This is a genomic window from Agromyces sp. NDB4Y10, assembly GCF_001620055.1.
GTDB lineage: Bacteria > Actinomycetota > Actinomycetes > Actinomycetales > Microbacteriaceae > Agromyces > Agromyces indicus.
In genome coordinates this window covers 19,808-42,405 of sequence record NZ_LQGY01000037.1, presented here as the reverse complement: position 1 = coordinate 42,405, position 22,598 = coordinate 19,808, and the positions used below count along the sequence as shown (strand labels likewise).

Below are 22,598 nucleotides of genomic sequence, written 5' to 3'. Positions count from 1 at the left end.
GGCGGTCGCCGCCGCGGCGATCCTCGCCGGGACCGGCGGCCGCGGACGAGCGCGCGCGCCGCGGGCCGACCGGCTCCGGTCGCGGGGCCTCACCGCCCTCGCGGTCGTCTCCGGGCTGGGCGCGATCGCCTCCGGCGCCGTCGCGCTGACCGACCCCGAGACCGGGAGGGCGGTCGGGGCGATCGTGGCGCTCCAGGGGATGTCGGCGATCTCGATCGCCGCGCTCGCCTCCCTCGCCCGACGCGCCGCGCGGGTCGCGCCGGGCCGAGGCGCTCCGAGCACCCGGGCGTAGGCTCGGGACATGGCGACGAACTCGACCTCATCCTGGGCCGTCGCGGGATTCGCGGCCGCCCTGCACGTCGCACTCATCGTCGCCGCGTTCGGGTTCGTGAGCCTGCTCGCCGACGTCGAGCCCGTCCCCGACCCCGAGGCGGGGCGACTCGTCGCACCCCTCACGGTCGCGGCATCCGTCATCGCCCTGCTCGTGCTGCTGGGTCGGGGGCTCGGCCGCGGCCTCCGCCCGTGGTCGCTCGCGGGCCTCGCGGTGCTGGCGACCTGGGCGGCCGGCGTCGTCGGGGCGACAGTGTCGTACGCGGCCGCCACGGGCACGATCCTCGCCTCGCTGCTGTTCGCGCTGTCGTTCATGACCGTGGGCTTCGGGGCGATCATCCCCGTCACGGGGGCCCTGGTCGCGCTCCTCGCCGCGGTCACCGTGCGTGCCCAGCAGGGCGGGGTCGAGCGCCCGAAGTGGCCGTGGGAGCGCGACGGCGAGGAGTGAGGCGCGCGTCCCGCGCGACATCCGTTCGCGGGTTCGGCGCCGCGGCCGGGCCGCCGCAGTAGGGTGAACCGCGTGGAGGGTTCGGTCGAGGCTCGCGTGAGCCACGAGGTCGACCGCTGGCTGGCGTGGCTGCCGCGATGGAGGCCGGGCACGCACCGCGGTCGCGTGCGGCTCTGCACGCGCTGCTTCGGATCGCCGATCCTCGCCGCCGCCGGCCTCGACACCGACGTGCCCCACCCCGTGCAGCACGCGTTCAGCATGCGCATGAAGGGCATCATCGACGGCGCGGTCGACGACTACACGGCCCGCAACCTGCCGATGCTCCATCGCGAGATCCGCCTCGCCGAGGAGCGCAAGGCGCGTCGGCCCTACCGCGCGGGCGAGGGGCTCGATCCGGAGTTCCTCGGCCTCGACCTCGATCCCGAACCGACGCCCGGCTCGCCGTTCCTGTTCACCCTCCAGGGGCTCGAAGCGGATGCCGCGGCCGAGGCCTTCGAACCGGCCCCGCGTCCCTTCACCCCCGAGGAGAAGGAGGCCCTGCGCGAGGAGGTCCGCCTCGCCGACGAGTTCGCCAAGCAGCTCGGACGCCGCATCTGCATCGAACTCGCCCAGCACCGGCAGCGGATCGCCAACGCCGTCGAGCGGCTCGTGGAGCCGCAGGTCGCCGAGCTGCTCGCCGACCTGGACCGCGAGCTCGACGCCCCCGGCTGGCCGGGCTGAGCCGGGCGGCGTCCGTTCGCTCAGGGCGTGCCCGCGGCATCCGTCGCCATTTGACCGCACCGTGACGCCCGATTACCATTGATCGGGTGTGCGCTCTGCCGCGCGCTCGTTCATGCCCGCGATCCGCCAGCCGGAGATCGGACACGATGCGGGTTCTCATCATGGCGCACACCAGGGCTCCGGCCGCCGAGGCCGGAACGCCCCCACGGCATACCCACCACGTACGGCAGCGCCGCTCGGCGGTGCCGGTGGGTCGTGATGTGAAACCCATCAACGCTGTCACCGTGCAGCACCATCAAGGAGAAGCAGTGCCAACCATTCAGCAGTTGGTCCGCAAGGGTCGCTCGCCCAAGGTCACGAAGACCAAGGCGCCCGCCCTGAAGGCCAACCCCCAGCAGCGCGGCGTGTGCACCCGTGTGTACACCACCACCCCCAAGAAGCCGAACTCGGCGCTCCGCAAGGTCGCCCGTGTCAAGCTCTCGAACGGCACCGAGGTCACCGCCTACATCCCCGGTGAGGGCCACAACCTGCAGGAGCACTCGATGGTGCTCGTGCGCGGCGGTCGTGTGAAGGACCTCCCCGGTGTGCGCTACAAGATCATCCGCGGTGCGCTCGACACGCAGGCCGTGAAGAACCGCAAGCAGGCCCGCAGCCGCTACGGCGCGAAGATGGAGAAGAAGTAATGCCTCGCAAGGGACCCGCTCCGAAGCGCCCCGTCGTCGCCGACCCGGTCTACGGCTCGCCGGTCGTCAGCCAGCTCGTCAACAAGATCCTCGTCGACGGCAAGAAGGACCTCGCCCAGCGCATCGTCTACGAGGCGCTCGAGAACGTCGCGAACAAGTCCGGCCAGGACGCCGTCGCGGTCCTGAAGAAGGCCCTCGACAACGTGCGCCCGACCCTCGAGGTCCGGTCGCGCCGCGTCGGCGGCTCGACCTACCAGGTCCCCGTCGAGGTCAAGCCCCACCGTGCGAACACCCTGGCGCTCCGCTGGCTCACCAGCTACGCCAAGGCCCGCCGCGAGAAGACCATGACCGAGCGTCTCACCAACGAGATCCTCGACGCCTCGAACGGCCTGGGTGCCGCGGTCAAGCGCCGCGAGGACACCCACAAGATGGCCGAGTCGAACCGCGCCTTCGCCCACTACCGCTGGTAGTCACTCCGGTGGTCGGGTAGCGGCGAAGCCGCGTGCCGAGACCTCGCGAGGTCTCGGTACGGCCGCGGAGCGGCCTACTCGACCACCGACACCCCAAGCCCCTTCCAACTTCATCCGGAGGAACCCCGTGGCACTTGACGTGCTCACCGACCTGAACAAGGTCCGCAACATCGGCATCATGGCCCACATCGATGCCGGCAAGACCACCACCACCGAGCGCATCCTGTTCTACACGGGCGTCAACCACAAGATCGGCGAGACGCACGACGGCGCGTCGACGACCGACTGGATGGAGCAGGAGAAGGAGCGCGGCATCACCATCACGTCGGCCGCGGTCACGTGCTTCTGGAACAAGAACCAGATCAACATCATCGACACGCCCGGCCACGTCGACTTCACCGTCGAGGTGGAGCGCTCGCTGCGCGTGCTCGACGGCGCGGTCGCCGTCTTCGACGGCAAGGAGGGCGTGGAGCCCCAGTCCGAGACCGTCTGGCGCCAGGCCGACAAGTACAACGTGCCCCGCATCTGCTTCGTCAACAAGATGGACAAGCTCGGCGCGGACTTCTACTTCACCGTCGACACGATCATCTCGCGCCTCGGCGCGAAGCCGCTCGTGCTCCAGCTGCCGATCGGCGCCGAGAACGACTTCGTCGGCGTCATCGACCTGGTCTACATGCGGGCCCTGGTGTGGCCCGGCGACGCCAAGGGCGACGTGACCATGGGCGCGAAGTACGAGATCCAGGAGATCCCGGCCGAGCTCAAGGAGAAGGCGGAGCAGTACCGCCAGCAGCTCCTCGAGACCGTCGCGGAGACCGACGACGCGCTGCTCGAGAAGTACTTCGGCGGCGAGGAGCTCACCGAGGACGAGATCAAGGGCGCGATCCGCAAGCTCACGATCAACTCCGAGGTCTACCCGGTCCTCTGCGGCTCGGCGTTCAAGAACCGCGGCGTGCAGCCCATGCTCGACGCGGTCATCGACTACCTCCCGTCGCCGCTCGACGTGCCGCCCGTCCAGGGCCACGACGTGCGCGACGAGGAGAAGGTCATCGAGCGCCACGCCGACGCGACCGAGCCGTTCTCGGCCCTCGCGTTCAAGGTCGCGGTGCACCCCTTCTTCGGTCGCCTCACCTACGTGCGCGTGTACTCGGGTCGCCTCGACTCCGGTGCCCAGGTCATCAACTCGACCAAGGGCAAGAAGGAGCGCATCGGCAAGATCTTCCAGATGCACGCCAACAAGGAGAACCCGGTCGACTCGCTCACCGCGGGCAACATCTACGCGGTGATCGGCCTCAAGGACACCACGACCGGCGACACCCTGTGCGACCCGGACAACCAGGTCGTCCTCGAGTCGATGACCTTCCCGGAGCCCGTCATCGAGGTGGCCATCGAGCCGAAGACGAAGGCCGACCAGGAGAAGCTCGGCACCGCCATCCAGAAGCTCGCCGAGGAGGACCCGACCTTCCGCACCGAGCTCAACCAGGAGACCGGCCAGACGGTCATCAAGGGCATGGGCGAGCTGCACCTCGACATCCTCGTCGACCGCATGAAGCGCGAGTTCAAGGTCGAGGCCAACGTCGGCAAGCCGCAGGTGGCCTACCGCGAGACGATCAAGCGTGCCGTCGAGAAGCACGACTACACGCACAAGAAGCAGACCGGCGGTTCGGGCCAGTTCGCGAAGATCCAGTTCGCGATCGAGCCCCTCGCCGTCGAGGGCGACAAGACGTACGAGTTCGAGAACAAGGTCACGGGTGGCCGCGTTCCTCGCGAGTACATCCCCTCGGTCGACGCCGGCTTCCAGGACGCGATGCAGTACGGCATCCTCGCCGGCTACCCGATGGTCGGCGTCAAGGGCATCCTGCTCGACGGCGCCGCCCACGACGTCGACTCCTCGGAGATGGCGTTCAAGATCGCCGGCTCGATGGGCTTCAAGGAAGCCGCTCGGAAGGCGAACCCCGTCCTGCTCGAACCGCTGATGTCCGTCGAGGTCCGTACTCCCGAGGAGTACATGGGCGACGTCATCGGCGACCTGAACTCGCGCCGCGGCCAGATCCAGTCCATGGAGGACGCCGCCGGCGTGAAGGTCGTGCGTGCGCACGTCCCGCTTTCGGAGATGTTCGGCTACATCGGCGACCTGCGGTCGAAGACCTCGGGACGCGCCGTGTACTCGATGGAGTTCGAGAGCTACGCGGAGGTCCCGAAGGCTGTCGCCGACGAGATCGTCCAGAAGAACAAGGGCGAGTAGCGCCCGAACGCACGAGCCGACAGGTTCGCGTAACATAACAACACAACCCCCCGTAGCACTCCGGTCGCAATCCGGCGCCCGGTGCTGCTACACGGATCCTGAGGAGGACCCACAGTGGCTAAGGCCAAGTTCGAGCGGACCAAGCCGCACGTCAACATCGGTACGATCGGTCACGTCGACCACGGCAAGACGACGCTCACCGCGGCGATCTCGAAGGTGCTCGCCGACAAGTACCCGTCGGCCACCAACGTGCAGCGCGACTTCGCGTCGATCGACTCGGCTCCCGAGGAGCGCCAGCGCGGCATCACGATCAACATCTCGCACGTCGAGTACGAGACGCCGAAGCGCCACTACGCGCACGTCGACGCCCCGGGTCACGCCGACTACATCAAGAACATGATCACCGGTGCCGCCCAGATGGACGGCGCGATCCTGGTGGTCGCCGCGACCGACGGCCCCATGGCCCAGACGCGTGAGCACGTGCTGCTCGCCAAGCAGGTCGGCGTGCCGTACCTGCTCGTCGCGCTGAACAAGGCCGACATGGTCGACGACGAGGAGATCCTGGAGCTCGTCGAGCTCGAGGTCCGCGAGCTCCTCTCGAGCCAGGGCTTCCCCGGCGACGACGCTCCGGTCGTCCGCGTCTCGGGCCTCAAGGCGCTCGAGGGCGACGAGAAGTGGGTGCAGTCGGTCCTCGACCTCATGGAGGCCGTCGACGAGTCCATCCCGGACCCGGTGCGCGACAAGGACAAGCCGTTCCTCATGCCCATCGAGGACGTCTTCACCATCACCGGTCGTGGCACGGTCGTCACGGGTCGCGCCGAGCGCGGCACGCTGAAGATCAACTCCGAGGTCGAGATCGTCGGCATCCGCCCGACGCAGAAGACCACGGTCACGGGTATCGAGATGTTCCACAAGCAGCTCGACGAGGCCTGGGCCGGCGAGAACTGCGGTCTCCTGCTCCGTGGTACCAAGCGTGAGGACGTGGAGCGCGGCCAGGTCGTCGTGGCCCCCGGCTCGGTGACCCCGCACACCAACTTCGAGGGCACCGCGTACATCCTCTCGAAGGACGAGGGCGGCCGTCACAACCCGTTCTACGCGAACTACCGTCCGCAGTTCTACTTCCGCACCACCGACGTCACCGGCGTCATCACGCTGCCCGAGGGCACCGAGATGGTCATGCCCGGCGACACCACCGACATGACGGTCGAGCTCATCCAGCCGATCGCCATGGAGGAGGGCCTCGGCTTCGCCATCCGCGAGGGTGGCCGGACCGTCGGCGCCGGTACCGTCACGAAGATCATCAAGTAAGGTCTCCGCGACAGCGACCTCAGAAGGGGGTCGGGCTTCGGCCCGGCCCCCTTCGTCGTGTCCGCGGTCAGTGCGCCGGGAGGTGGGTCCCGTCGATCTCGGTGTCGACGTCGATGGCGCCCTCGACGCTCCGGCCCACCGTGCAGCCCTTCTCGATCGCCCGGGCCATGATGCCCACGAGCTTGGCGCGGTCGTCCGGCTCGAGCATGGACAGGTCCACGAGGACCTCCTCCGCGATGCGCTGGTAGCGGTTGGACTCCGCGTCGGAACTGCCGTGGGCCCACACCGTCATCTCGAAGTCGTCGCCGAGGCGCCGGGAGGCCACCCGGTCGACGCTGAGGCCCACGCAGCCGGCCAGCGCGAGCTTCAGCAGCTCGCCCGGGGTGAAGTGCTCGCCCTCGAGCTCGGCGCCGCCGATCTGCACGGTCGCGCCCTTCTCGTTGAGGCCCACGTATCGCCGCGGGGCGACGCGGGCGACCGAGACACTGCCCGGTCCGATCCGCTCGCTCACCTGGTGCACGTGCTCGGTCGTCTGCTCGCTCATCGCGTCCTCCTGTCGGGCGGTTCCCCATCCGATTCCACCACGGCGCGAGGTGCGCGGCATCCGCTCGGCTGGGAGGTCGCAGTGAGCCGGCGGGGCGCGACACGCCCGGGTTGCACGCACGCGGCCGCTGTGGCAAACTCTTCTAGTTCAACATTTCGAACGGCGTGCCTTGCTGCGTGCCGTTCGAATCACTGCCAGGCAGTGCATAGCCACCGGAAGGCCCAGATGGGCGAGTACGGGTCAGGCTAGGCCGCGGGCAGCAGGACACACAACCGACAACCACTTCGAGCATGGGTCCGCCATGCCCGAACGCGCGAGTGCGACACGCCCGAGCGCGGGGGTCGGTGGGGTTCGAAGGTCGAGCGTGCCGAGGCCACCGCGTCAGCGGGGTGGCTTCGACAGGCTCGATCACCGGCCTTTGACAGAAGAACAGTGGTGCTTCACACGGAGTAGCTACGCGGCGTCCGATGCCCTCGGAAGGGGTAAGACGCCTTGACAGAGAGAGAGTCAGCAATGGCGGGACAGAAGATCCGCATTCGACTGAAGTCGTATGACCACGAGGTCATCGACACCTCGGCGCGCAAGATCGTCGACACGGTGACCCGCGCGGGCGCCACGGTCGTCGGCCCCGTGCCGCTTCCGACCGAGAAGAACGTGGTGTGCGTCATCCGTTCGCCCCACAAGTACAAGGACAGCCGCGAGCACTTCGAGATGCGCACCCACAAGCGCCTGATCGACATCGTGGACCCGACGCCCAAGGCCGTCGACTCGCTCATGCGTCTCGACCTTCCGGCCGACGTCAACATCGAGATCAAGCTCTGAGGTACGACATGTCCGCCACTACCAAGAACGTGAAGGGTCTGCTCGGCACCAAGCTCGGCATGACCCAGGTGTGGGACGAGAACAACAAGCTCATCCCGGTCACCGTCATCGAGATCGCCCCCAACGTGGTCACGCAGCTCCGCACCCCCGAGAAGGACGGCTACACCGCCATCCAGATCGCCGCGGGCGCCATCGACCCGCGCAAGGTCACCAAGCCGCTCACCGGCCACTTCGACGCCGCCGGCGTGACCCCGCGCCGCCACGTCACCGAGATCCGCACCGCTGACGCCGCCGAGTACTCGCTCGGCCAGGAGCTCACGGTCGACGGCACCTTCGAGGCCGGCCAGCTGGTCGACGTCGTCGGCACCTCCAAGGGCAAGGGCTTCGCCGGTGTCATGAAGCGCCACAACTTCGCGGGCGTCTCCGCGTCGCACGGTGCGCACCGCAACCACCGCAAGCCCGGTTCGATCGGCGCCTCGTCGACCCCGAGCCGCGTCTTCAAGGGCATGCGCATGGCCGGCCGCATGGGCGGCGAGCGCGTGACCGTCCTCAACCTCCGCGTGCACGCGGTCGACGCCGAGAAGGGCCTGCTGCTCGTCAAGGGCGCCGTCCCCGGTGCGCGCGGCCGTCTCGTGTTCGTCCGCAACGCTGTGAAGGGAGCCTGACCATGGCCGCCCCCACCATCGACGTCCTCGACGTCACCGGTAAGAAGGCCGGTACGGCCGAGCTGCCCGCCGAGCTCTTCGACGCGCAGACGAACGTGCCGCTCATCCACCAGGTCGTCGTCGCCCAGCTCGCCGCCGCGCGCCAGGGCACGCACAAGACCAAGCGCCGCGGCGAGGTCTCCGGCGCCGGCCGCAAGCCCTTCAAGCAGAAGGGCACGGGCCGCGCCCGCCAGGGCTCGATCCGCGCGCCGCACATGACCGGCGGTGGCGTCGTCCACGGCCCGCAGCCGCGCGACTACTCGCAGCGCACCCCCAAGAAGATGATCGCCGCAGCCCTGCTCGGCGCCCTCTCCGACCGGGCCCGCGGCGGCCGCGTCCACGCGGTCACCTCGTTCGCGAGCGACACCCCCAAGACGAAGGACGCCGTGGCGCTCCTCGCCGGCATCTCGCCGTCGAAGCACCAGCTCGTCGTCCTCACCCGCGACGAGGAGCTGTCGGAGCGCGTCGTGCGCAACATCCCGACCGTGCACGTCCTGCCGGTCGACCAGCTGAACGCCTACGACGTGCTCGTCGCCGACGACATCGTCTTCAGCCAGGCCGCGCTCGAGGCGTTCATCGCCGCGAAGACGGCGAAGAAGGAAGAGGTCTCCGCATGAGCGCCGCGCACAACAAGGACCCGCGCGACATCATCATCGCGCCGGTCGTCTCTGAGAAGAGCTACAACCTGATCGACGAGGGCAAGTACACGTTCATCGTGGACCCCCGTGCGAACAAGACCGAGATCAAGCTCGCGATCGAGAAGATCTTCAACGTCCAGGTCGCCTCGATCAACACCCTGAACCGCCAGGGCAAGACGCGTCGCACGCGCTTCGGCATCGGCAAGCGCAAGGACACCAAGCGCGCGATCGTCACCCTCAAGTCCGGCTCGATCGACATCTTCACGGCTGTCGGCTAAGGAGCAGAGGAAACTCACTATGGCTATTCGCAAGTACAAGCCCACGACCCCGGGTCGTCGCGGTTCGTCGGTCGCCGACTTCGCCGAGATCACGCGCTCGACGCCCGAGAAGTCGCTGCTCCGCCCGCTGTCGAAGACCGGTGGCCGCAACAACCAGGGCCGCATCACCACCCGCCACATCGGCGGTGGCCACAAGCGCCAGTACCGCGTCATCGACTTCAAGCGCAACGACAAGGACGGCGTGCCGGCCAAGGTCGCTCACATCGAGTACGACCCCAACCGCACCGCGCGCATCGCGCTGCTCCACTTCGTGGACGGCACCAAGCGCTACATCCTCGCGCCGACCAAGCTGCAGCAGGGCGACCCGGTCGAGTCGGGCCCCGGCGCCGACATCAAGCCCGGCAACAACCTGCCCCTGCGCAACATCCCGACGGGTACCGTCGTGCACGCCATCGAGCTCCGCCCCGGCGGCGGCGCGAAGCTGGCGCGTTCGGCCGGTGCGTCGGTGCGCCTCGTGGCGAAGGACGGCCCCTACGCGCAGCTCCGCCTGCCGTCGGGCGAGATCCGCAACGTCGACGCGCGCTGCCGCGCGACCGTCGGCGAGGTCGGCAACGCCGAGCAGTCGAACATCAACTGGGGCAAGGCCGGCCGCAAGCGCTGGAAGGGTGTCCGCCCGACCGTCCGCGGTGTCGCGATGAACCCGATCGACCACCCGCACGGTGGTGGTGAGGGCAAGACCTCCGGTGGTCGTCACCCGGTGAGCCCGTGGGGCCAGCCCGAGGGCCGCACGCGTCGTCCCAACAAGGAGAGCGACAAGCTCATCGTCCGTCGTCGCACCGTCGGCAAGAAGCGCTAGTAGGAGTAAGAGAAGATGCCTCGCAGCCTCAAGAAGGGCCCCTTCGTCGACGAGCACCTGCTTCGCAAGGTCGCCGCGCAGAACGAAGCGGGTTCGAAGAACGTCATCAAGACGTGGTCGCGTCGCTCGATGATCGTCCCGGCCATGCTCGGCCACACGATCGCCGTGCACGACGGCCGCAAGCACATCCCGGTGTTCGTCACCGAGACCATGGTGGGTCACAAGCTCGGCGAGTTCGCGCCCACCCGCACCTTCCGTGGACACGTGAAGGACGACAAGAAGGGCCGCCGCCGCTGACGCGGTGGCGTGAAGGAGGAGAGAAATGGTGGAGTCGATCGCACGCGTGCGTCACATCCGCGTGACCCCCATGAAGGCCCGCCGCGTCGTCAACCTGATCCGCGGCAAGCAGGCACAGGAGGCCCTGGCCATCCTGAAGTTCGCCCCCCAGGGTGCGAGCGAGCCGGTGTACAAGCTCGTCGCCTCGGCCATCGCGAACGCTCGCGTCAAGGCCGATGCCACGAACACCCACCTGGACGAGCAGGACCTCTACGTCAAGCGCGCATTCGTCGACGAGGGCACCACCCTCAAGCGATTCCAGCCGCGCGCGCAGGGTCGTGCCTTCCGCATCAACAAGCGCACGAGCCACATCACCGTCGTGCTCGGCACGCCCGAGGAGGGTACGAAGTAATGGGTCAGAAGGTCAACCCGTACGGCTTCCGTCTCGGCATCACCACCGACCACGTGTCGCGGTGGTTCTCCGACTCGACGAAGCCCGGTCAGCGCTACGCCGACTACCTCGCCGAGGATGTCAAGATCCGTCGCCTGCTCCAGACGTCGCTCGACCGCGCCGGTGTCTCGCGCATCGAGATCGAGCGCACCCGCGACCGCGTCCGCGTGGACATCCACACGGCGCGTCCCGGCATCGTGATCGGCCGCCGCGGCGCCGAGGCCGAGCGCATCCGCGCCGACCTCGAGAAGCTCACCGGCAAGCAGATCCAGCTCAACATCCTCGAGGTGAAGAACCCCGAGGCCGACGCCCAGCTCGTCGCGCAGGGCATCGCCGAGCAGCTCTCCGCCCGCGTGGCCTTCCGCCGCGCGATGCGCAAGGGCCTGCAGGGCGCGCAGCGCGCCGGCGCCAAGGGCGTCCGGATCCAGGTGTCGGGCCGCCTCGGCGGTGCCGAGATGAGCCGGTCGGAGTTCTACCGCGAGGGTCGCGTGCCGCTGCACACGCTCCGCGCGAACATCGACTACGGCTTCTACGAGGCCAAGACCACCTTCGGCCGCATCGGCGTGAAGGTCTGGATCTACAAGGGCGACATCACCAACAAGGAACTCGCCCGCGAGCAGGCCTCCCAGAAGCCGTCGCGCGAGCGCAGTGACCGTCCCCGTCGTGCGCCCCGTTCGCAGGAGCCGGCGGCCGCAGGAGTTGAGGCATAACCATGTTGATTCCCCGTCGAGTCAAGTACCGCAAGCAGCACCACCCCGGCCGTTCGGGCCAGGCCACCGGCGGCACGAAGGTCACCTTCGGCGAGTTCGGCATCCAGGCCCTGAGCCCCGCCTACGTGACCAACCGTCAGATCGAGTCCGCTCGTATCGCCATGACGCGTCACATCAAGCGAGGCGGCAAGGTGTGGATCAACATCTACCCCGACCGTCCGCTCACGAAGAAGCCGGCCGAGACCCGCATGGGTTCCGGTAAGGGTTCGCCCGAGTGGTGGGTCGCCAACGTCAAGCCGGGTCGCGTCCTCTTCGAGGTCTCGGGCGTCTCCGAGGAACTCGCTCGCGAGGCCCTGACCCGTGCCATCCACAAGCTGCCCCTCAAGGCACGCATCATCAAGCGCGAGGAGGGCGACGCATAATGGCCGTCGGATCCAAGGAGCTCGCTGTCGTCGAGCTCGACACCTTCGAGGACGAGCGTCTCGTCGACGAGCTCAAGAAGGCCAAGGAGGAGCTGTTCAACCTCCGCTTCCAGGCCGCCACCGGACAGCTCGAGAGCCACGGCCGCCTGCGTGCCGTGAAGCGCGACATCGCTCGCATCTACACGGTCATCCGTGAGCGCGAGCTCGGCATCCGTGCGACGCCGGCTCCGGTCGAGGCGCCCGCCGCCCCGGCCAAGAAGACCAAGAAGGCCAAGGCCGAGGCGGATGCCACGGCTGAGGCCGCAGAGACGAAGGAGGCCTAGTCATGGCAACCGCCAAGGAGACGAAGGGCCACGAGTCGGCCGAGCACGACGTCAAGGACGCCGACGCCCGCGGCTACCGCAAGGTCCGCCGTGGCTACGTCGTCAGCGACAAGATGGAGAAGACCATCGTCGTCGAGGTCGAGGACCGCGTGAAGCACCCGCTGTACGGCAAGGTCATCCGCCGTACCTCGAAGGTCAAGGCGCACGACGAGCAGAACACCGCCGGCATCGGCGACCTCGTCGTGATCTCCGAGACCCGCCCGCTCAGCGCCACCAAGCGGTGGCGCCTCGTCGAGATCGTCGAGAAGGCCAAGTAAGCCCCAGGGCTTGCCTCTCAGAAGGAGTACGAAGTGATTCAGCAGGAATCCCGGCTCAAGGTCGCCGACAACACGGGTGCCAAGGAGCTGCTCACCATCCGCGTGCTCGGTGGCTCCAGCCGCCGCTACGCGGGCCTCGGCGACGTCATCGTCGCCACCGTCAAGGACGCGATCCCTGGCGGCAACGTGAAGAAGGGCGACGTGGTCAAGGCCGTCGTCGTCCGCACCGTGAAGGAGACCCGTCGTCCCGACGGCTCCTACATCAAGTTCGACGAGAACGCCGCGGTGATCCTCAAGAACGACGGTGACCCCCGTGGCACCCGCATCTTCGGGCCGGTCGGCCGGGAGCTCCGCGACAAGAAGTTCATGAAGATCATCTCGCTGGCGCCGGAGGTGCTGTAACCATGGCGAAGATCAAGAAGGGCGACCTCGTCCAGGTCATCTCGGGCCGCAGCCAGGCTCGCGGCGGAGACCGCGGCAAGCAGGGCAAGGTCATCGAGGTGCTCGTCGACCAGAACCGCGTCGTCGTCGAGGGCGTGAACTACGTCACCAAGCACGTGCGCGTCGGCCAGACGCAGCGCGGCACGAAGACCGGCGGCATCGAGACCCACGAGGCTCCGATCCACGTGTCGAACGTCGCGCTCGTCGACCCCGAGACGAAGAAGCCGACCCGCGTCGGCTTCCGCAACGAGACCGTGACGAAGGACGGCGTCGAGAAGACCGTCCGCGTCCGCTACGCGAAGAAGTCAGGTAAGGACCTGTAATGACCGACACCGCAACTGCCGCGCCGGCTGGCAAGATCCAGCCGCGCCTCAAGCAGAAGTACCAGACCGAGATCACGAAGTCGCTGACCGAGGCGAACGGCTACGCCAACCCGCACCAGGTCCCCGGCCTCGTGAAGATCGTCGTGAACATGGGCGTCGGCGAGGCGGCCCGTGACGGCAAGGTCATCGACGGCGCCATCGCCGACCTGACCCGCATCACCGGTCAGAAGCCGCAGGTCACCAAGGCCCGCAAGTCGATCGCCCAGTTCAAGCTCCGCGAGGGTCAGCCCATCGGCGCCCACGTGACGCTGCGCGGCGACCGCATGTGGGAGTTCCTCGACCGCCTGCTCTCGCTCGCGCTGCCCCGTATCCGCGACTTCCGCGGGCTCTCGGACGCGCAGTTCGACGGCAACGGCAACTACACCTTCGGTCTCACGGAGCAGTCCGTGTTCCACGAGATCGACCAGGACAAGATCGACCGCGTCCGCGGCATGGACATCACCGTGGTGACCACTGCCAAGACCGACGACGAGGGTCGTGCGCTGCTCAGGGCGCTCGGCTTCCCGTTCAAGTCGACCGACAACGCGTAGTAGACTCTACGAGTTTGTGCCCGCTGGCCGGGCCTCTCCCGAGGTCCGGCCGGCTCCGGCATCCGGCGGTTCGCAACCGCGTCCCGCCACCACCACAGGTCAGTCCCCGTGTAACGGGTCCTGAAACCTGGTGAACGTTAGGAAACATCCGTCATGACGATGACCGACCCGGTCGCTGACATGTTGACGCGCCTGCGCAACGCGAACTCGGCGCACCACGACTCCGTGTCGATGCCTCACTCCAAGCTGAAGGCGCACATCGCGGAGATCCTCAAGAGCGAGGGCTACATCGCCGGCTTCGAGGTCACCGACGCGCGCGTGGGCAAGACGCTCACGCTGCAGCTCAAGTTCGGCCCGAACCGCGAGCGTTCGATCGCGGGCATCAAGCGCGTGTCGAAGCCCGGCCTCCGCGTCTACGCCAAGTCGACCGAGATCCCCAAGGTGCTCGGCGGCCTCGGCGTCGCGATCCTGTCCACTTCCAGCGGTCTGCTCACCGACCGCCAGGCCGAGAAGAAGGGCGTGGGTGGGGAAGTCCTCGCCTACGTGTGGTAGTTCCATGTCACGAATCGGACGACTCCCCATCGACATCCCCGCCGGTGTCGACGTGAAGGTCGACGGCCGCGCCGTCACCGTGAAGGGCCCGAAGGGCGAGCTCGCGCTCACCGTGGCGCAGCCCATCGAGGTCAAGGTCGAGGAGAACCAGGTCCTCGTCACCCGCCCCGACGACGAGCGCGACTCGCGTTCGCTGCACGGCCTCACGCGCACCCTCATCGCGAACAACATCATCGGCGTCACCCAGGGCTACTCCAAGGGCCTCGAGATCGTCGGCACCGGATACCGCGTCGCCCAGAAGGGCTCCTCGGTCGAGTTCGCGCTCGGCTTCTCGCACCCGGTCACCGTCGAGCCGCCGGTCGGCATCACCCTGACGGTCGAGGGCAACAACAAGATCACCGTCTCGGGCATCGACAAGCAGGCCGTCGGCGAGACCGCCGCCAACATCCGCAAGATCAAGAAGCCCGAGCCCTACAAGGGCAAGGGCATCCGCTACGCCGGCGAGGTCGTGCGTCGCAAGGCCGGAAAGGCTGGTAAGTAATCATGGCCGTCAAGAGCAAGTCGGCTGCGCGTTCGCGCCGCCACACCCGGCTTCGCAAGAAGATCGTCGGTACCGAGCTGCGCCCGCGTCTCGTGGTGACGCGCTCGGCCCGCCACGTCTTCGTGCAGGTCGTCGACGACAGCAAGGGCCACACCGTGGCATCCGCCTCGACCATGGAGGCCGACCTCCGCGCGTTCGACGGTGACAAGACCGCCAAGGCCAAGAAGGTCGGCGAGCTCGTCGCCGAGCGGGCCAAGCAGGCGGGCATCGAGTCGGTCGTGTTCGACCGCGGCGGCAACAAGTACGCCGGTCGTGTCGCAGCGATCGCCGACGGAGCGCGAGAGGCAGGGCTGAACCTGTGAGCGAGAACACTGTGAAGGAGACCGAGGTGACCGCAGAGGCACCCGTCGAGACGGCAGCTTCCTCGGAGCCGCAGCGCAACGAGCGCGAGGGCCGTCGTGGCGGCCGCGACCGCGGCCAGGGCCGTGACCGTCGCGACCGCGACGCCGAGAAGAGCCAGTTCCTCGAGCGCGTCGTCACCATCAACCGCGTGTCGAAGGTCGTCAAGGGCGGCCGCCGCTTCAGCTTCACGGCGCTCGTCGTCGTGGGCGACGGCAACGGCCTCGTGGGCGTCGGCTACGGCAAGGCCCGCGAGGTGCCGACCGCGATCTCGAAGGGCGTCGAGGAGGCGAAGAAGAACTTCTTCCGCGTTCCCCGCGTCGGTTCGTCCATCCCGCACCCGGTGCAGGGCGAGGCGGCCGCCGGTGTCGTCCTCCTGCGTCCGGCCGGCCCCGGTACCGGTGTCATCGCCGGTGGTCCGGTCCGCGCCGTGCTCGAGTGCGCGGGCATCCACGACGTGCTGAGCAAGTCGCTCGGTTCGTCGAACACCATCAACATCGTGCACGCCACGGTCGAGGCGCTGAAGCAGCTCGAGGAGCCCCGCGCCGTCGCCGCCCGTCGTGGTCTCGACTACGACGAGGTCGCCCCGGCCCGTCTGCTGCGTGCCGAGGCCCAGGCGGCCGAGGCCGCCGCAGCAGCGAAGGCAGGTGCCTGATGGCCAAGCAGCTCAAGGTGACCCAGATCAAGTCCAAGGTGAGCGAGAAGCAGTACCAGCGCGACACGCTCCGCAGCCTCGGACTGAAGCGCATCGGCGACTCCGTCGTCCGCGAGGACACGCCGCAGAACCGCGGTTACGTGAAGACGGTCGCCCACCTCGTGAAGGTTGAGGAGATCGACTAATGGCCGACGACAAGAAGGCAACCGAGGAGACCCCGAAGAAGGCTCCCGCGAAGAAGGCGCCGGCCAAGGCCGCCGCTGAGAAGAAGGCTCCGGCCAAGGCCGCCGAGAAGAAGGCCCCGGCCAAGTCCGCCAAGGCGGACGACACCGCGGCCGAGAAGGCTCCGGCGAAGAAGGCCCCGGCGAAGAAGGCCGCCCCCAAGGCCGCCGACGACGCCGTGCGCGAGCCCGTGCTGAAGGTGCACCACCTGCGCCCGGCGCCCGGTGCCAAGAAGGACAAGACCCGCGTCGGACGCGGTGAGGGTTCGAAGGGCAAGACCGCCGGTCGCGGCACGAAGGGCTCGAAGGCCCGCAACAACATCCGCCCCGGCTTCGAGGGCGGGCAGCTTCCGTACCACATGCGTGCGCCGAAGCTGCGCGGCTTCAAGAACCCGTTCCGGGTCGAGTACCAGGTGGTCAACCTGGAGAAGCTGGCCGAGCTCTACCCCAAGGGCGGCGACGTCACCGTCGACGACCTGGTGGCCAAGGGTGCCGTCCGCAAGAACGAGCGCGTCAAGGTGCTCGGCAACGGTGACATCCAGGTGAAGCTCAACGTCGCGGTCGACAAGGTCTCCGGCTCCGCCGAGCAGAAGATCGTCGCCGCCGGCGGTTCGGTCAAGTAGGCCGCTGCACCACAACGAGTTCGGGCCTGTCGGGACCTCGCGTATGATTCACGGGGGTCTCGACAGGCTCGAGCCGCATAACGACTGACTCCACGACGGAGCAACAGGAGGACGAGTGTTCAACGCCATCGGGCGGATCTTCCGCACCCCCGACCTTCGCCGGAAGATCGGGTTCACGCTGGGCATCATCGCCCTGTTCCGACTCGGCTCGTTCATCCCCGCGCCGTTCGTGGACTTCGCGAACGTCCAGCAGTGCCTGGCGGCGAACCAGGGGGCCTCGGGCCTCTACGAGCTCGTCAACCTCTTCTCCGGCGGCGCGCTCCTCCAGCTGTCGATTTTCGCGCTCGGCATCATGCCGTACATCACGGCGTCGATCATCACGCAGCTGCTCCGCGTGGTCATCCCGCACTTCGAGACCCTCTACAAGGAGGGCCAGGCCGGCCAGGCCAAGCTCACGCAGTACACGCGCTACCTCACAATCGCGCTCGGCGTCCTCCAGTCGACCACGCTGATCACGGTCGCCCGCTCGGGTGCGCTGTTCCCGGCGAACTCCGACCCCGCGTGCACGCAGCTCATCACCAACGACGCCTGGTACGCGATCCTCCTCATGGTCATCACCATGACCGCCGGCACCGGCCTCATCATGTGGCTCGGCGAGCTCGTCACCGAGCGCGGCATCGGCAACGGCATGTCGCTGCTCATCTTCGTCTCGATCGCCGCCACGTTCCCCGGCTCGCTGTGGGGCATCGCCGTCTCGCGCGGCTTCGACACGTTCGCGGTCGTGCTGGCCATCGGCCTCGTCATCGTCCTCGCGGTCGTCTTCGTCGAGCAGTCGCAGCGCCGCATCCCGGTGCAGTACGCCAAGCGCATGGTCGGCCGCCGCACGTACGGCGGCAACAACACCTACATCCCGATCAAGGTGAACATGGCCGGCGTCGTGCCCGTCATCTTCGCCTCGTCGCTGCTGTACCTGCCGGCGCTCATCGCGCAGTTCAACCAGCCCGCCGCCGGCGAGGAGCCGCAGCCCTGGGTCGTGTGGGTCACGAACAACCTCACGCAGGGCTCCAGCCCGCTGTACATGCTCGTGTACTTCCTGCTCATCGTCGGCTTCACGTACTTCTACGTCGCGATCACGTTCAACCCCGACGAGGTCGCCGAGAACATGAAGAAGTACGGCGGCTTCATCCCCGGCATCCGTGCCGGGCGCCCGACGGCCGAGTACCTCGACTACGTGCTCACCCGAGTGACCCTGCCGGGTTCGCTCTACCTCGGCCTCGTGGCGCTCATCCCGCTGATCGCGTTCGCGGTCGTCGGCGCCGACCAGAACTTCCCCTTCGGCGGCGCGTCGATCCTCATCATCGTGGGTGTCGGCCTCGAGACCGTGAAGCAGATCGACGCACAGCTCCAGCAGCGCCACTACGAAGGACTCCTCCGATGACGCACCCCGCACCCTCCGCCCGCTTCCTGATCGTCGGCCCGCAGGGGTCCGGCAAGGGCACGCAGGGCGTGCTCGTGGCCGAGGCCTTCGACGTGCCGCAGGTCGCGACCGGCGACATCTTCCGCGAGAACGTCAAGGGCGGCACCGAGCTCGGCAAGCAGGTCCAGGCGATCATCGAGGCGGGCGACCTCGTCCCCGACGAGCTCACGAGCGAACTCGTGCGCGACCGCCTGGCCCAGCCGGACGCCGCGGGCGGCTTCGTGCTCGACGGCTACCCGCGCAACCGCGGCCAGGTCGCGCACCTCGACGAGTTCCTCGCCGGCCGCGGCGAGGCGCTCGACGCGGTGATCGAGCTCGTGGTGCCCCGCGACGAGAGCATCGCGCGTCTGCGCCAGCGCGCCCTCGACCAGGGCCGCACGGATGACACGGAGGAGGTCATCGCGAACCGCCTCGCCATCTACGAGCGCGAGACCGCTCCGATCCTCGACGTGTACCGCGAGCGCGACCTCGTGCTCCGCATCGACGGCGTCGGCACGCTCGACGACGTCACCGGGCGGATCTTCGACGCGCTCGCCGAGCGCGGCCTGGTGCCGAACGGCGACGGCGCCGCCGCCGCCACCGGCGCGGCCTAGCCCGAGCGCGTGTTCCGCCGCCACCCGCTGAAGTCGCCCGCCGAGCTGCGCGCGATGATCCCGGCGGGCGAGGCGACCGCGGCCGCCCTCGCGCTCGTGCGCGAACGGCTCGCCGTCGGCGCGACCCCGCTCGAGCTCGACGCGGCCGCCGAGGCGCTCATCCGCGAGCGCGGCGGCCGCCCGAACTTCGCGCTGGTCCCCGGCTACGGCCACACGCTCTGCGTGTCGGTCGGCAGCGACGTGGTCCACGGGATCCCCGGCGACCGGGCGCTCGCCCCGGGCGACCTCGTCTCGGTCGACGGCGGTGCCGAGATCGACGGATGGAACGGCGACGCCGCCTTCACGGTGGTCCTGCCCGATCCCGGGCGGCCCGACGTCGTCCGGGCCCGCCAGGCGCTGGCCGACGCGACCGAGCGGGCGCTCTGGGCGGGCATCGCGCGCCTCGCGACGGCTCGTCACCTCAACGAGGTCGGCGAGGCGATCGAGGCCTCGGTCGAGGCATCCGGCCCCTACTCGATCATCGAGGGGTACGGCGGCCACGGCATCGGGCGCGAGATGCACGAGGAGCCCACGGTCTACAACCACGCCGTGCGCGGACGGGGGCCGCGCGTGCAGCCCGGCCTCGTCGTCGCCATCGAGCCGATGGTCGTCGCCGGTGGGCCCGACACGTTCGTCCGCGACGACGGGTGGACCGTGGCGACGTCGGACGGGGCCGATGGCGCCCACTTCGAGCACAGCGTGGCGGTGCACCGCGACGGCATCTGGGTGCTGACGGCGCCCGACGGCGGCGCTGCGGGGCTCGCGCCGTTCGGCGTGGCGCCCGTGCCGATCCCCTGAGCGCGCGGCCTCAGGGGGCCATGAGCACGGACAGCTCGGCGAGCAATCCTGGGTAGTCGACCGCGCCGCGCACCAGCCGGCGCACGTTCTCAGGGTCGGAGAAGGCCTCGACGAACTGGTCGAACACGGCCTGGAACTCGGCCCGGCCCGACTCCGCGAACGCGATGAGTGCCACCACGTGCACCTCGGCCTCGCCCCACGCGATCGGGCGCTCGTCGATGGCGATGGCGATGGCGCTGCGTTCCGCCGTCATCGTCATCGCGTGCGGCACGGCGAGCAGGTCGGTGAACGCGGTCGACGACATGCGCTCCCGCTCGAGCACCCCCTCGAGGTAGGCGTCGTCGATGACGCCCGCCGCGAGCAGCCGGTCGCCGAGGAGGCGGATGACCTCCTCGCGCCCGCGTCCGCCGACCCCGCGCACGAACAGGTCGGGGCCGATGGTCCTCGTGAGCGTCGACGCCAGGCGCGCACGGCGTCGCCCGCGGCGGATCCGCGCGAGCTCCTGCCGCACGCGCTCGACGTCGTCGGCGGTCGGGAAGGGTGCGACGGTGACGACGCCGGGCTGCGGCACGCGCGGCGGGAGGACCGACACGACGAGGTCGGCGTCGTCGCCGGATGCCGCCGGCCCCTCGAGCGGCACGGCGCCGCCGACGAGGAGCTCGACGTCGTCGTCCAGCCCGGCGCGCAGTCGCTCGAGCAGGAGGTCCCGGGCGTCGTGGTACTCCGGTGCGACCACCGCGACGCGCACGGCATCGCCGCGCGACCGCGTCCGCTCGAGCGCGGCGCCGAGGTGCATCGCGAGGTAGGCGATCTCGTCGTCGTTCACCGTGATGCCCTCGAGTCGCCCGAGTTCCGCGGCCAGGTAGACGGCGAGGTCGTAGATCAGCGGGTAGGCGGCCTTGATCGAGGCGGTGAGCGGATTGCGCGAGTAGCTCTGCTCGGCGGCGCGCGCCGCGAGGTTGTCGACGTGCAGCGCGAGGCGCTCGAGGAACTCGTCGTCGCCGAGGTCGACGAGCCACTCCTGCGAGATCCGGCCCACGATGCCCCGGATGACGTCGATGCGGGCGGGACCGTCGCGTCGGGTGGCCGCCCGCGTGCCGATGAGTCGAGCGAGGTGCGCCAGTTCGGCGGGCGGCAGGTGGACGTCGAACTCGTCGCGGACCAGTTCGTCGACGAGGGTCACGAGGGCGTCGGCGGGGGAGCCGGCCGCCGTGCCCTCGTCGCGTTCGAGGGTGCGGTCGTGCGACACGCGGTCGACCGCGATCGCGACGTGCAGCAGCACGTCGTCGAGCGCGTACTCGTTGGGCGCCCATCCGGCGGCGCGCAGGCCGTCGAGCAGTCCGCGACGGAACCCCTCGACCGGCGGGAACCCGGCGCGGAGCGTCGCGAGGTCGCGGATGCCGCGCCGGCCCTCCTCGCGGACCAGCGCGCCGACGAGCCGCCGCATCGCCGTCTCCGGCCCGCGCAGCCGGACGACGCTGCCCTCGCGCTCGAGTGCGAGTCCCGTGCCGCGGAGCCGCGCCCGGACCCGTCCGAGGTCGGACTCGAGCGTCGACTCGCTCACGTGCAGCCGCTCGGCGGCGTCGAAGACGTCGAGGCCGTCCGGCGCGTCGACGAGGTCGCGGATGAGTCGGGCGCGACGCCCCTCGGGTCCCGCGTCGGCGGCGTCCCCGGTTCGCTGCGCGCGCCGTGCCCAGGCCGCGCGGTCGAGTCGATACCCGTCCGGGCCCGAGTCGACGACGGGCTCGCCGCCCGCGTTCGCCTGCGCCGCGTACGTGCGCACCGTCCGCGTCGTCACGCCGAGCCGGTCGGCGAGGCGCGCAGCGGTGACCCAGTCGTCGTGGTCGGCGAGCACCTCGACGAGGCGCTCCCACTTCTCCGGCACGTCGACTCGCTTCCGATCGGGACTCCGCCGCGCCGCGCGCTCGCGGGGCGGTCCAGCCAGTCAACCACCACCGGCACGCCCGGGGCAGCGGATGCCGCAGAACTTCCGGGGGTGCGGAAGCAGGTCTGGTGGCAGCGGTCCGGGCGGGCGAGCAGACTCGGGATGTTCGCGGCATCCGCCGTGACCGATCGAAGAGGACCGGGCGAAGCCGGGCGAGGAGGCAGGCGATGCGGATCGTCGTCGTGTGCGGAGCGGGTGCGTCGAGCACCTTCGCCGCACTGCGCATCCGCCGGGCCGCCGAGGCGCGCGGCATCGACGTCGAGGTGCGCGCCGCGGGGGAGCAGACCCTCGCCGCCGAGCTCGCCGACGCCGACGCCCTGCTCGTGGGGACGCACCTCGCCGAGCGACTGGGTGCCCTCGAGCAGCAGGCCGCCGCGGCATCCGTGCCCGTCGCCGTGCTGCCCGGCGAGACCCGAGCGCTCGACGGCGACGCCGCGCTCGACCTCGCGATCGCGATCACGGGAGCCCGATCGTGAACGCCCCCACGCCGCGCAACCCCGTTCCCTGCGCGGACACCCGGGTCTATGGTGAAGTCGGGAACGGACGCCAGCGACGGAGGCCTGCAACATGGTGGAACGCACTGTTCGAGTCGGATCGAGCCACGGACTGCACGCCAGGCCGGCGAAGCTGTTCACCCAGGCCGCCGCGTCGTCGGGATCGACGGTCACCATCGCGAAAGCCGGTGGCACTCCCGTCAACGCGGCGAGCATCCTCGCCGTCATCGCGCAGGGCATCGACCACGGCGACGAGGTCACCGTGGCGGTCGACGGGGGCGACGAGCAGCGCGTGCTCGACGAGCTCGTCGAGCTGCTCAGCACCGATCACGACGAGTAGCTCGCGGCATCCGTCGCCCGACGAA

Annotated in this window: 34 protein-coding genes; 32 read left to right on the top strand and 2 right to left on the bottom strand. The window is 69.3% G+C overall.

The features are described 5' to 3' along the window. The 7 genes from AVP42_RS16690 to tuf all read left to right on the top strand — a co-directional run. Positions 1–292, top strand: a 292-nt coding sequence (locus tag AVP42_RS16690; protein ID WP_197466999.1) for a hypothetical protein, incomplete at its 5' end; no start/stop codon positions are given. A 9-nt stretch (positions 293–301) separates the two neighbouring features. Further along, positions 302–778, top strand: a complete 477-nt coding sequence (locus AVP42_RS10015) for a DUF6121 family protein (RefSeq protein WP_067948604.1) — start codon at positions 302–304, stop codon at positions 776–778. Positions 779–850: 72 nt separating this feature from the next. Continuing rightward, on the top strand, positions 851–1,498 hold the full coding sequence (locus AVP42_RS10010; RefSeq protein WP_067948602.1) for a spermidine/putrescine ABC transporter substrate-binding protein: 648 nt from the start codon (positions 851–853) through the stop codon (positions 1,496–1,498). Between the two features lie 308 nt (positions 1,499–1,806). Then, positions 1,807–2,181, top strand: a complete 375-nt coding sequence (gene rpsL / locus AVP42_RS10005) for a 30S ribosomal protein S12 (RefSeq protein WP_022889720.1) — start codon at positions 1,807–1,809, stop codon at positions 2,179–2,181. Further along, positions 2,181–2,651: a 30S ribosomal protein S7 gene (gene rpsG, locus AVP42_RS10000; RefSeq protein ID WP_067948599.1), complete on the top strand. Its 471-nt coding sequence runs from the start codon at positions 2,181–2,183 to the stop codon at positions 2,649–2,651. Before rpsL ends, rpsG begins: the two co-directional genes overlap by 1 nt. Positions 2,652–2,778: 127 nt before the next feature. Continuing rightward, the gene (gene fusA / locus AVP42_RS09995; protein ID WP_067948597.1) at positions 2,779–4,893 is read left to right on the top strand and encodes an elongation factor G; all 2,115 of its coding nucleotides are present in this window, start codon (positions 2,779–2,781) and stop codon (positions 4,891–4,893) included. A gap of 114 nt (positions 4,894–5,007) precedes the next feature. Beyond that, positions 5,008–6,201, top strand: coding sequence for an elongation factor Tu (gene tuf, locus AVP42_RS09990; protein ID WP_067948595.1), 1,194 nt, complete (start codon positions 5,008–5,010; stop codon positions 6,199–6,201). A gap of 67 nt (positions 6,202–6,268) precedes the next feature. Here the strand turns inward: tuf and AVP42_RS09985 are convergent, their stop codons facing one another. Continuing rightward, complete coding sequence (locus AVP42_RS09985) at positions 6,269–6,745, bottom strand: OsmC family protein (protein WP_067948593.1); 477 nt, start codon at positions 6,743–6,745, stop codon at positions 6,269–6,271. Between the two features lie 513 nt (positions 6,746–7,258). Between AVP42_RS09985 and rpsJ the strand changes: the two genes are divergently transcribed. The 23 genes from rpsJ to map all read left to right on the top strand — a co-directional run bounded on the left by rpsJ (position 7,259) and on the right by map (position 19,794). Further along, positions 7,259–7,567, top strand: a complete 309-nt coding sequence (gene rpsJ, locus AVP42_RS09980; RefSeq protein ID WP_017201594.1) for a 30S ribosomal protein S10 — start codon at positions 7,259–7,261, stop codon at positions 7,565–7,567. Between the two features lie 8 nt (positions 7,568–7,575). After that, a complete protein-coding gene (gene rplC, locus AVP42_RS09975; protein ID WP_067948591.1) occupies positions 7,576–8,232 on the top strand; it encodes a 50S ribosomal protein L3 in 657 nt (218 codons plus the stop codon). A gap of 2 nt (positions 8,233–8,234) precedes the next feature. After that, positions 8,235–8,888, top strand: a complete 654-nt coding sequence (gene rplD, locus AVP42_RS09970; protein WP_067948589.1) for a 50S ribosomal protein L4 — start codon at positions 8,235–8,237, stop codon at positions 8,886–8,888. Next, a complete protein-coding gene (gene rplW, locus AVP42_RS09965) occupies positions 8,885–9,187 on the top strand; it encodes a 50S ribosomal protein L23 (RefSeq protein ID WP_067948587.1) in 303 nt (100 codons plus the stop codon). The genes rplD and rplW overlap by 4 nt, the downstream gene beginning before the upstream one ends. 19 nt (positions 9,188–9,206) lie before the next feature. After that, positions 9,207–10,043, top strand: coding sequence for a 50S ribosomal protein L2 (gene rplB, locus AVP42_RS09960; RefSeq protein ID WP_067948585.1), 837 nt, complete (start codon positions 9,207–9,209; stop codon positions 10,041–10,043). Positions 10,044–10,058: 15 nt separating this feature from the next. Then, on the top strand, positions 10,059–10,340 hold the full coding sequence (gene rpsS / locus AVP42_RS09955; RefSeq protein ID WP_067948583.1) for a 30S ribosomal protein S19: 282 nt from the start codon (positions 10,059–10,061) through the stop codon (positions 10,338–10,340). Between the two features lie 25 nt (positions 10,341–10,365). Next, entirely contained in the window at positions 10,366–10,731 is a 366-nt protein-coding gene (rplV, locus tag AVP42_RS09950; protein WP_067948581.1) for a 50S ribosomal protein L22, read from the top strand. Further along, positions 10,731–11,480, top strand: a complete 750-nt coding sequence (gene rpsC, locus AVP42_RS09945; RefSeq protein WP_067948578.1) for a 30S ribosomal protein S3 — start codon at positions 10,731–10,733, stop codon at positions 11,478–11,480. Before rplV ends, rpsC begins: the two co-directional genes overlap by 1 nt. Before the next feature lie 2 nt (positions 11,481–11,482). Next, entirely contained in the window at positions 11,483–11,902 is a 420-nt protein-coding gene (rplP, locus tag AVP42_RS09940) for a 50S ribosomal protein L16 (RefSeq protein WP_067948577.1), read from the top strand. Next, positions 11,902–12,225 carry a 50S ribosomal protein L29 gene (gene rpmC / locus AVP42_RS16900; RefSeq protein WP_067948575.1) on the top strand — a complete coding sequence of 108 codons (324 nt, stop codon included), beginning with the start codon at positions 11,902–11,904 and terminating at the stop codon, positions 12,223–12,225. The genes rplP and rpmC overlap by 1 nt, the downstream gene beginning before the upstream one ends. A 2-nt stretch (positions 12,226–12,227) precedes the next feature. Further along, entirely contained in the window at positions 12,228–12,542 is a 315-nt protein-coding gene (rpsQ, locus tag AVP42_RS09930) for a 30S ribosomal protein S17 (RefSeq protein WP_067948573.1), read from the top strand. 33 nt (positions 12,543–12,575) lie between these two features. Then, entirely contained in the window at positions 12,576–12,944 is a 369-nt protein-coding gene (gene rplN / locus AVP42_RS09925; RefSeq protein WP_067948571.1) for a 50S ribosomal protein L14, read from the top strand. A gap of 2 nt (positions 12,945–12,946) precedes the next feature. Then, positions 12,947–13,306 (top strand): 50S ribosomal protein L24, encoded by a 360-nt coding sequence (rplX, locus tag AVP42_RS09920; protein ID WP_067948569.1) that lies wholly within the window; start codon positions 12,947–12,949, stop codon positions 13,304–13,306. After that, on the top strand, positions 13,306–13,896 hold the full coding sequence (gene rplE, locus AVP42_RS09915; protein ID WP_067948568.1) for a 50S ribosomal protein L5: 591 nt from the start codon (positions 13,306–13,308) through the stop codon (positions 13,894–13,896). The genes rplX and rplE overlap by 1 nt, the downstream gene beginning before the upstream one ends. Positions 13,897–14,049: 153 nt before the next feature. Beyond that, positions 14,050–14,448: a 30S ribosomal protein S8 gene (gene rpsH, locus AVP42_RS09910; RefSeq protein WP_067948566.1), complete on the top strand. Its 399-nt coding sequence runs from the start codon at positions 14,050–14,052 to the stop codon at positions 14,446–14,448. A gap of 4 nt (positions 14,449–14,452) precedes the next feature. Next, positions 14,453–14,989, top strand: a complete 537-nt coding sequence (rplF, locus tag AVP42_RS09905; protein WP_067948564.1) for a 50S ribosomal protein L6 — start codon at positions 14,453–14,455, stop codon at positions 14,987–14,989. Positions 14,990–14,991: 2 nt separating this feature from the next. Further along, positions 14,992–15,351, top strand: a complete 360-nt coding sequence (gene rplR, locus AVP42_RS09900) for a 50S ribosomal protein L18 (RefSeq protein ID WP_067948563.1) — start codon at positions 14,992–14,994, stop codon at positions 15,349–15,351. Then, positions 15,348–16,043, top strand: a complete 696-nt coding sequence (rpsE, locus tag AVP42_RS09895; RefSeq protein ID WP_067948561.1) for a 30S ribosomal protein S5 — start codon at positions 15,348–15,350, stop codon at positions 16,041–16,043. Before rplR ends, rpsE begins: the two co-directional genes overlap by 4 nt. Continuing rightward, entirely contained in the window at positions 16,043–16,228 is a 186-nt protein-coding gene (gene rpmD / locus AVP42_RS09890; RefSeq protein ID WP_067948559.1) for a 50S ribosomal protein L30, read from the top strand. Before rpsE ends, rpmD begins: the two co-directional genes overlap by 1 nt. Further along, positions 16,228–16,887 (top strand): 50S ribosomal protein L15, encoded by a 660-nt coding sequence (gene rplO / locus AVP42_RS09885; protein ID WP_082847155.1) that lies wholly within the window; start codon positions 16,228–16,230, stop codon positions 16,885–16,887. Before rpmD ends, rplO begins: the two co-directional genes overlap by 1 nt. Positions 16,888–17,002: 115 nt before the next feature. Next, entirely contained in the window at positions 17,003–18,325 is a 1,323-nt protein-coding gene (secY, locus tag AVP42_RS09880; RefSeq protein WP_067948556.1) for a preprotein translocase subunit SecY, read from the top strand. Next, a complete protein-coding gene (locus tag AVP42_RS09875) occupies positions 18,322–18,957 on the top strand; it encodes an adenylate kinase (RefSeq protein ID WP_067948554.1) in 636 nt (211 codons plus the stop codon). Before secY ends, AVP42_RS09875 begins: the two co-directional genes overlap by 4 nt. A gap of 9 nt (positions 18,958–18,966) precedes the next feature. Continuing rightward, complete coding sequence (gene map, locus AVP42_RS09870; RefSeq protein ID WP_082847154.1) at positions 18,967–19,794, top strand: type I methionyl aminopeptidase; 828 nt, start codon at positions 18,967–18,969, stop codon at positions 19,792–19,794. Between the two features lie 10 nt (positions 19,795–19,804). Here map and AVP42_RS09865 read toward each other — a convergent pair whose 3' ends face one another. Beyond that, positions 19,805–21,679 carry a transcription antiterminator gene (locus AVP42_RS09865; RefSeq protein WP_067948551.1) on the bottom strand — a complete coding sequence of 625 codons (1,875 nt, stop codon included), beginning with the start codon at positions 21,677–21,679 and terminating at the stop codon, positions 19,805–19,807. A gap of 227 nt (positions 21,680–21,906) precedes the next feature. Between AVP42_RS09865 and AVP42_RS09860 the strand changes: the two genes are divergently transcribed. After that, positions 21,907–22,215 carry a hypothetical protein gene (locus AVP42_RS09860; RefSeq protein WP_067948549.1) on the top strand — a complete coding sequence of 103 codons (309 nt, stop codon included), beginning with the start codon at positions 21,907–21,909 and terminating at the stop codon, positions 22,213–22,215. Between the two features lie 91 nt (positions 22,216–22,306). After that, positions 22,307–22,573, top strand: coding sequence for an HPr family phosphocarrier protein (locus tag AVP42_RS09855; protein ID WP_067948547.1), 267 nt, complete (start codon positions 22,307–22,309; stop codon positions 22,571–22,573). Positions 22,574–22,598: the final 25 nt, after the last annotated feature.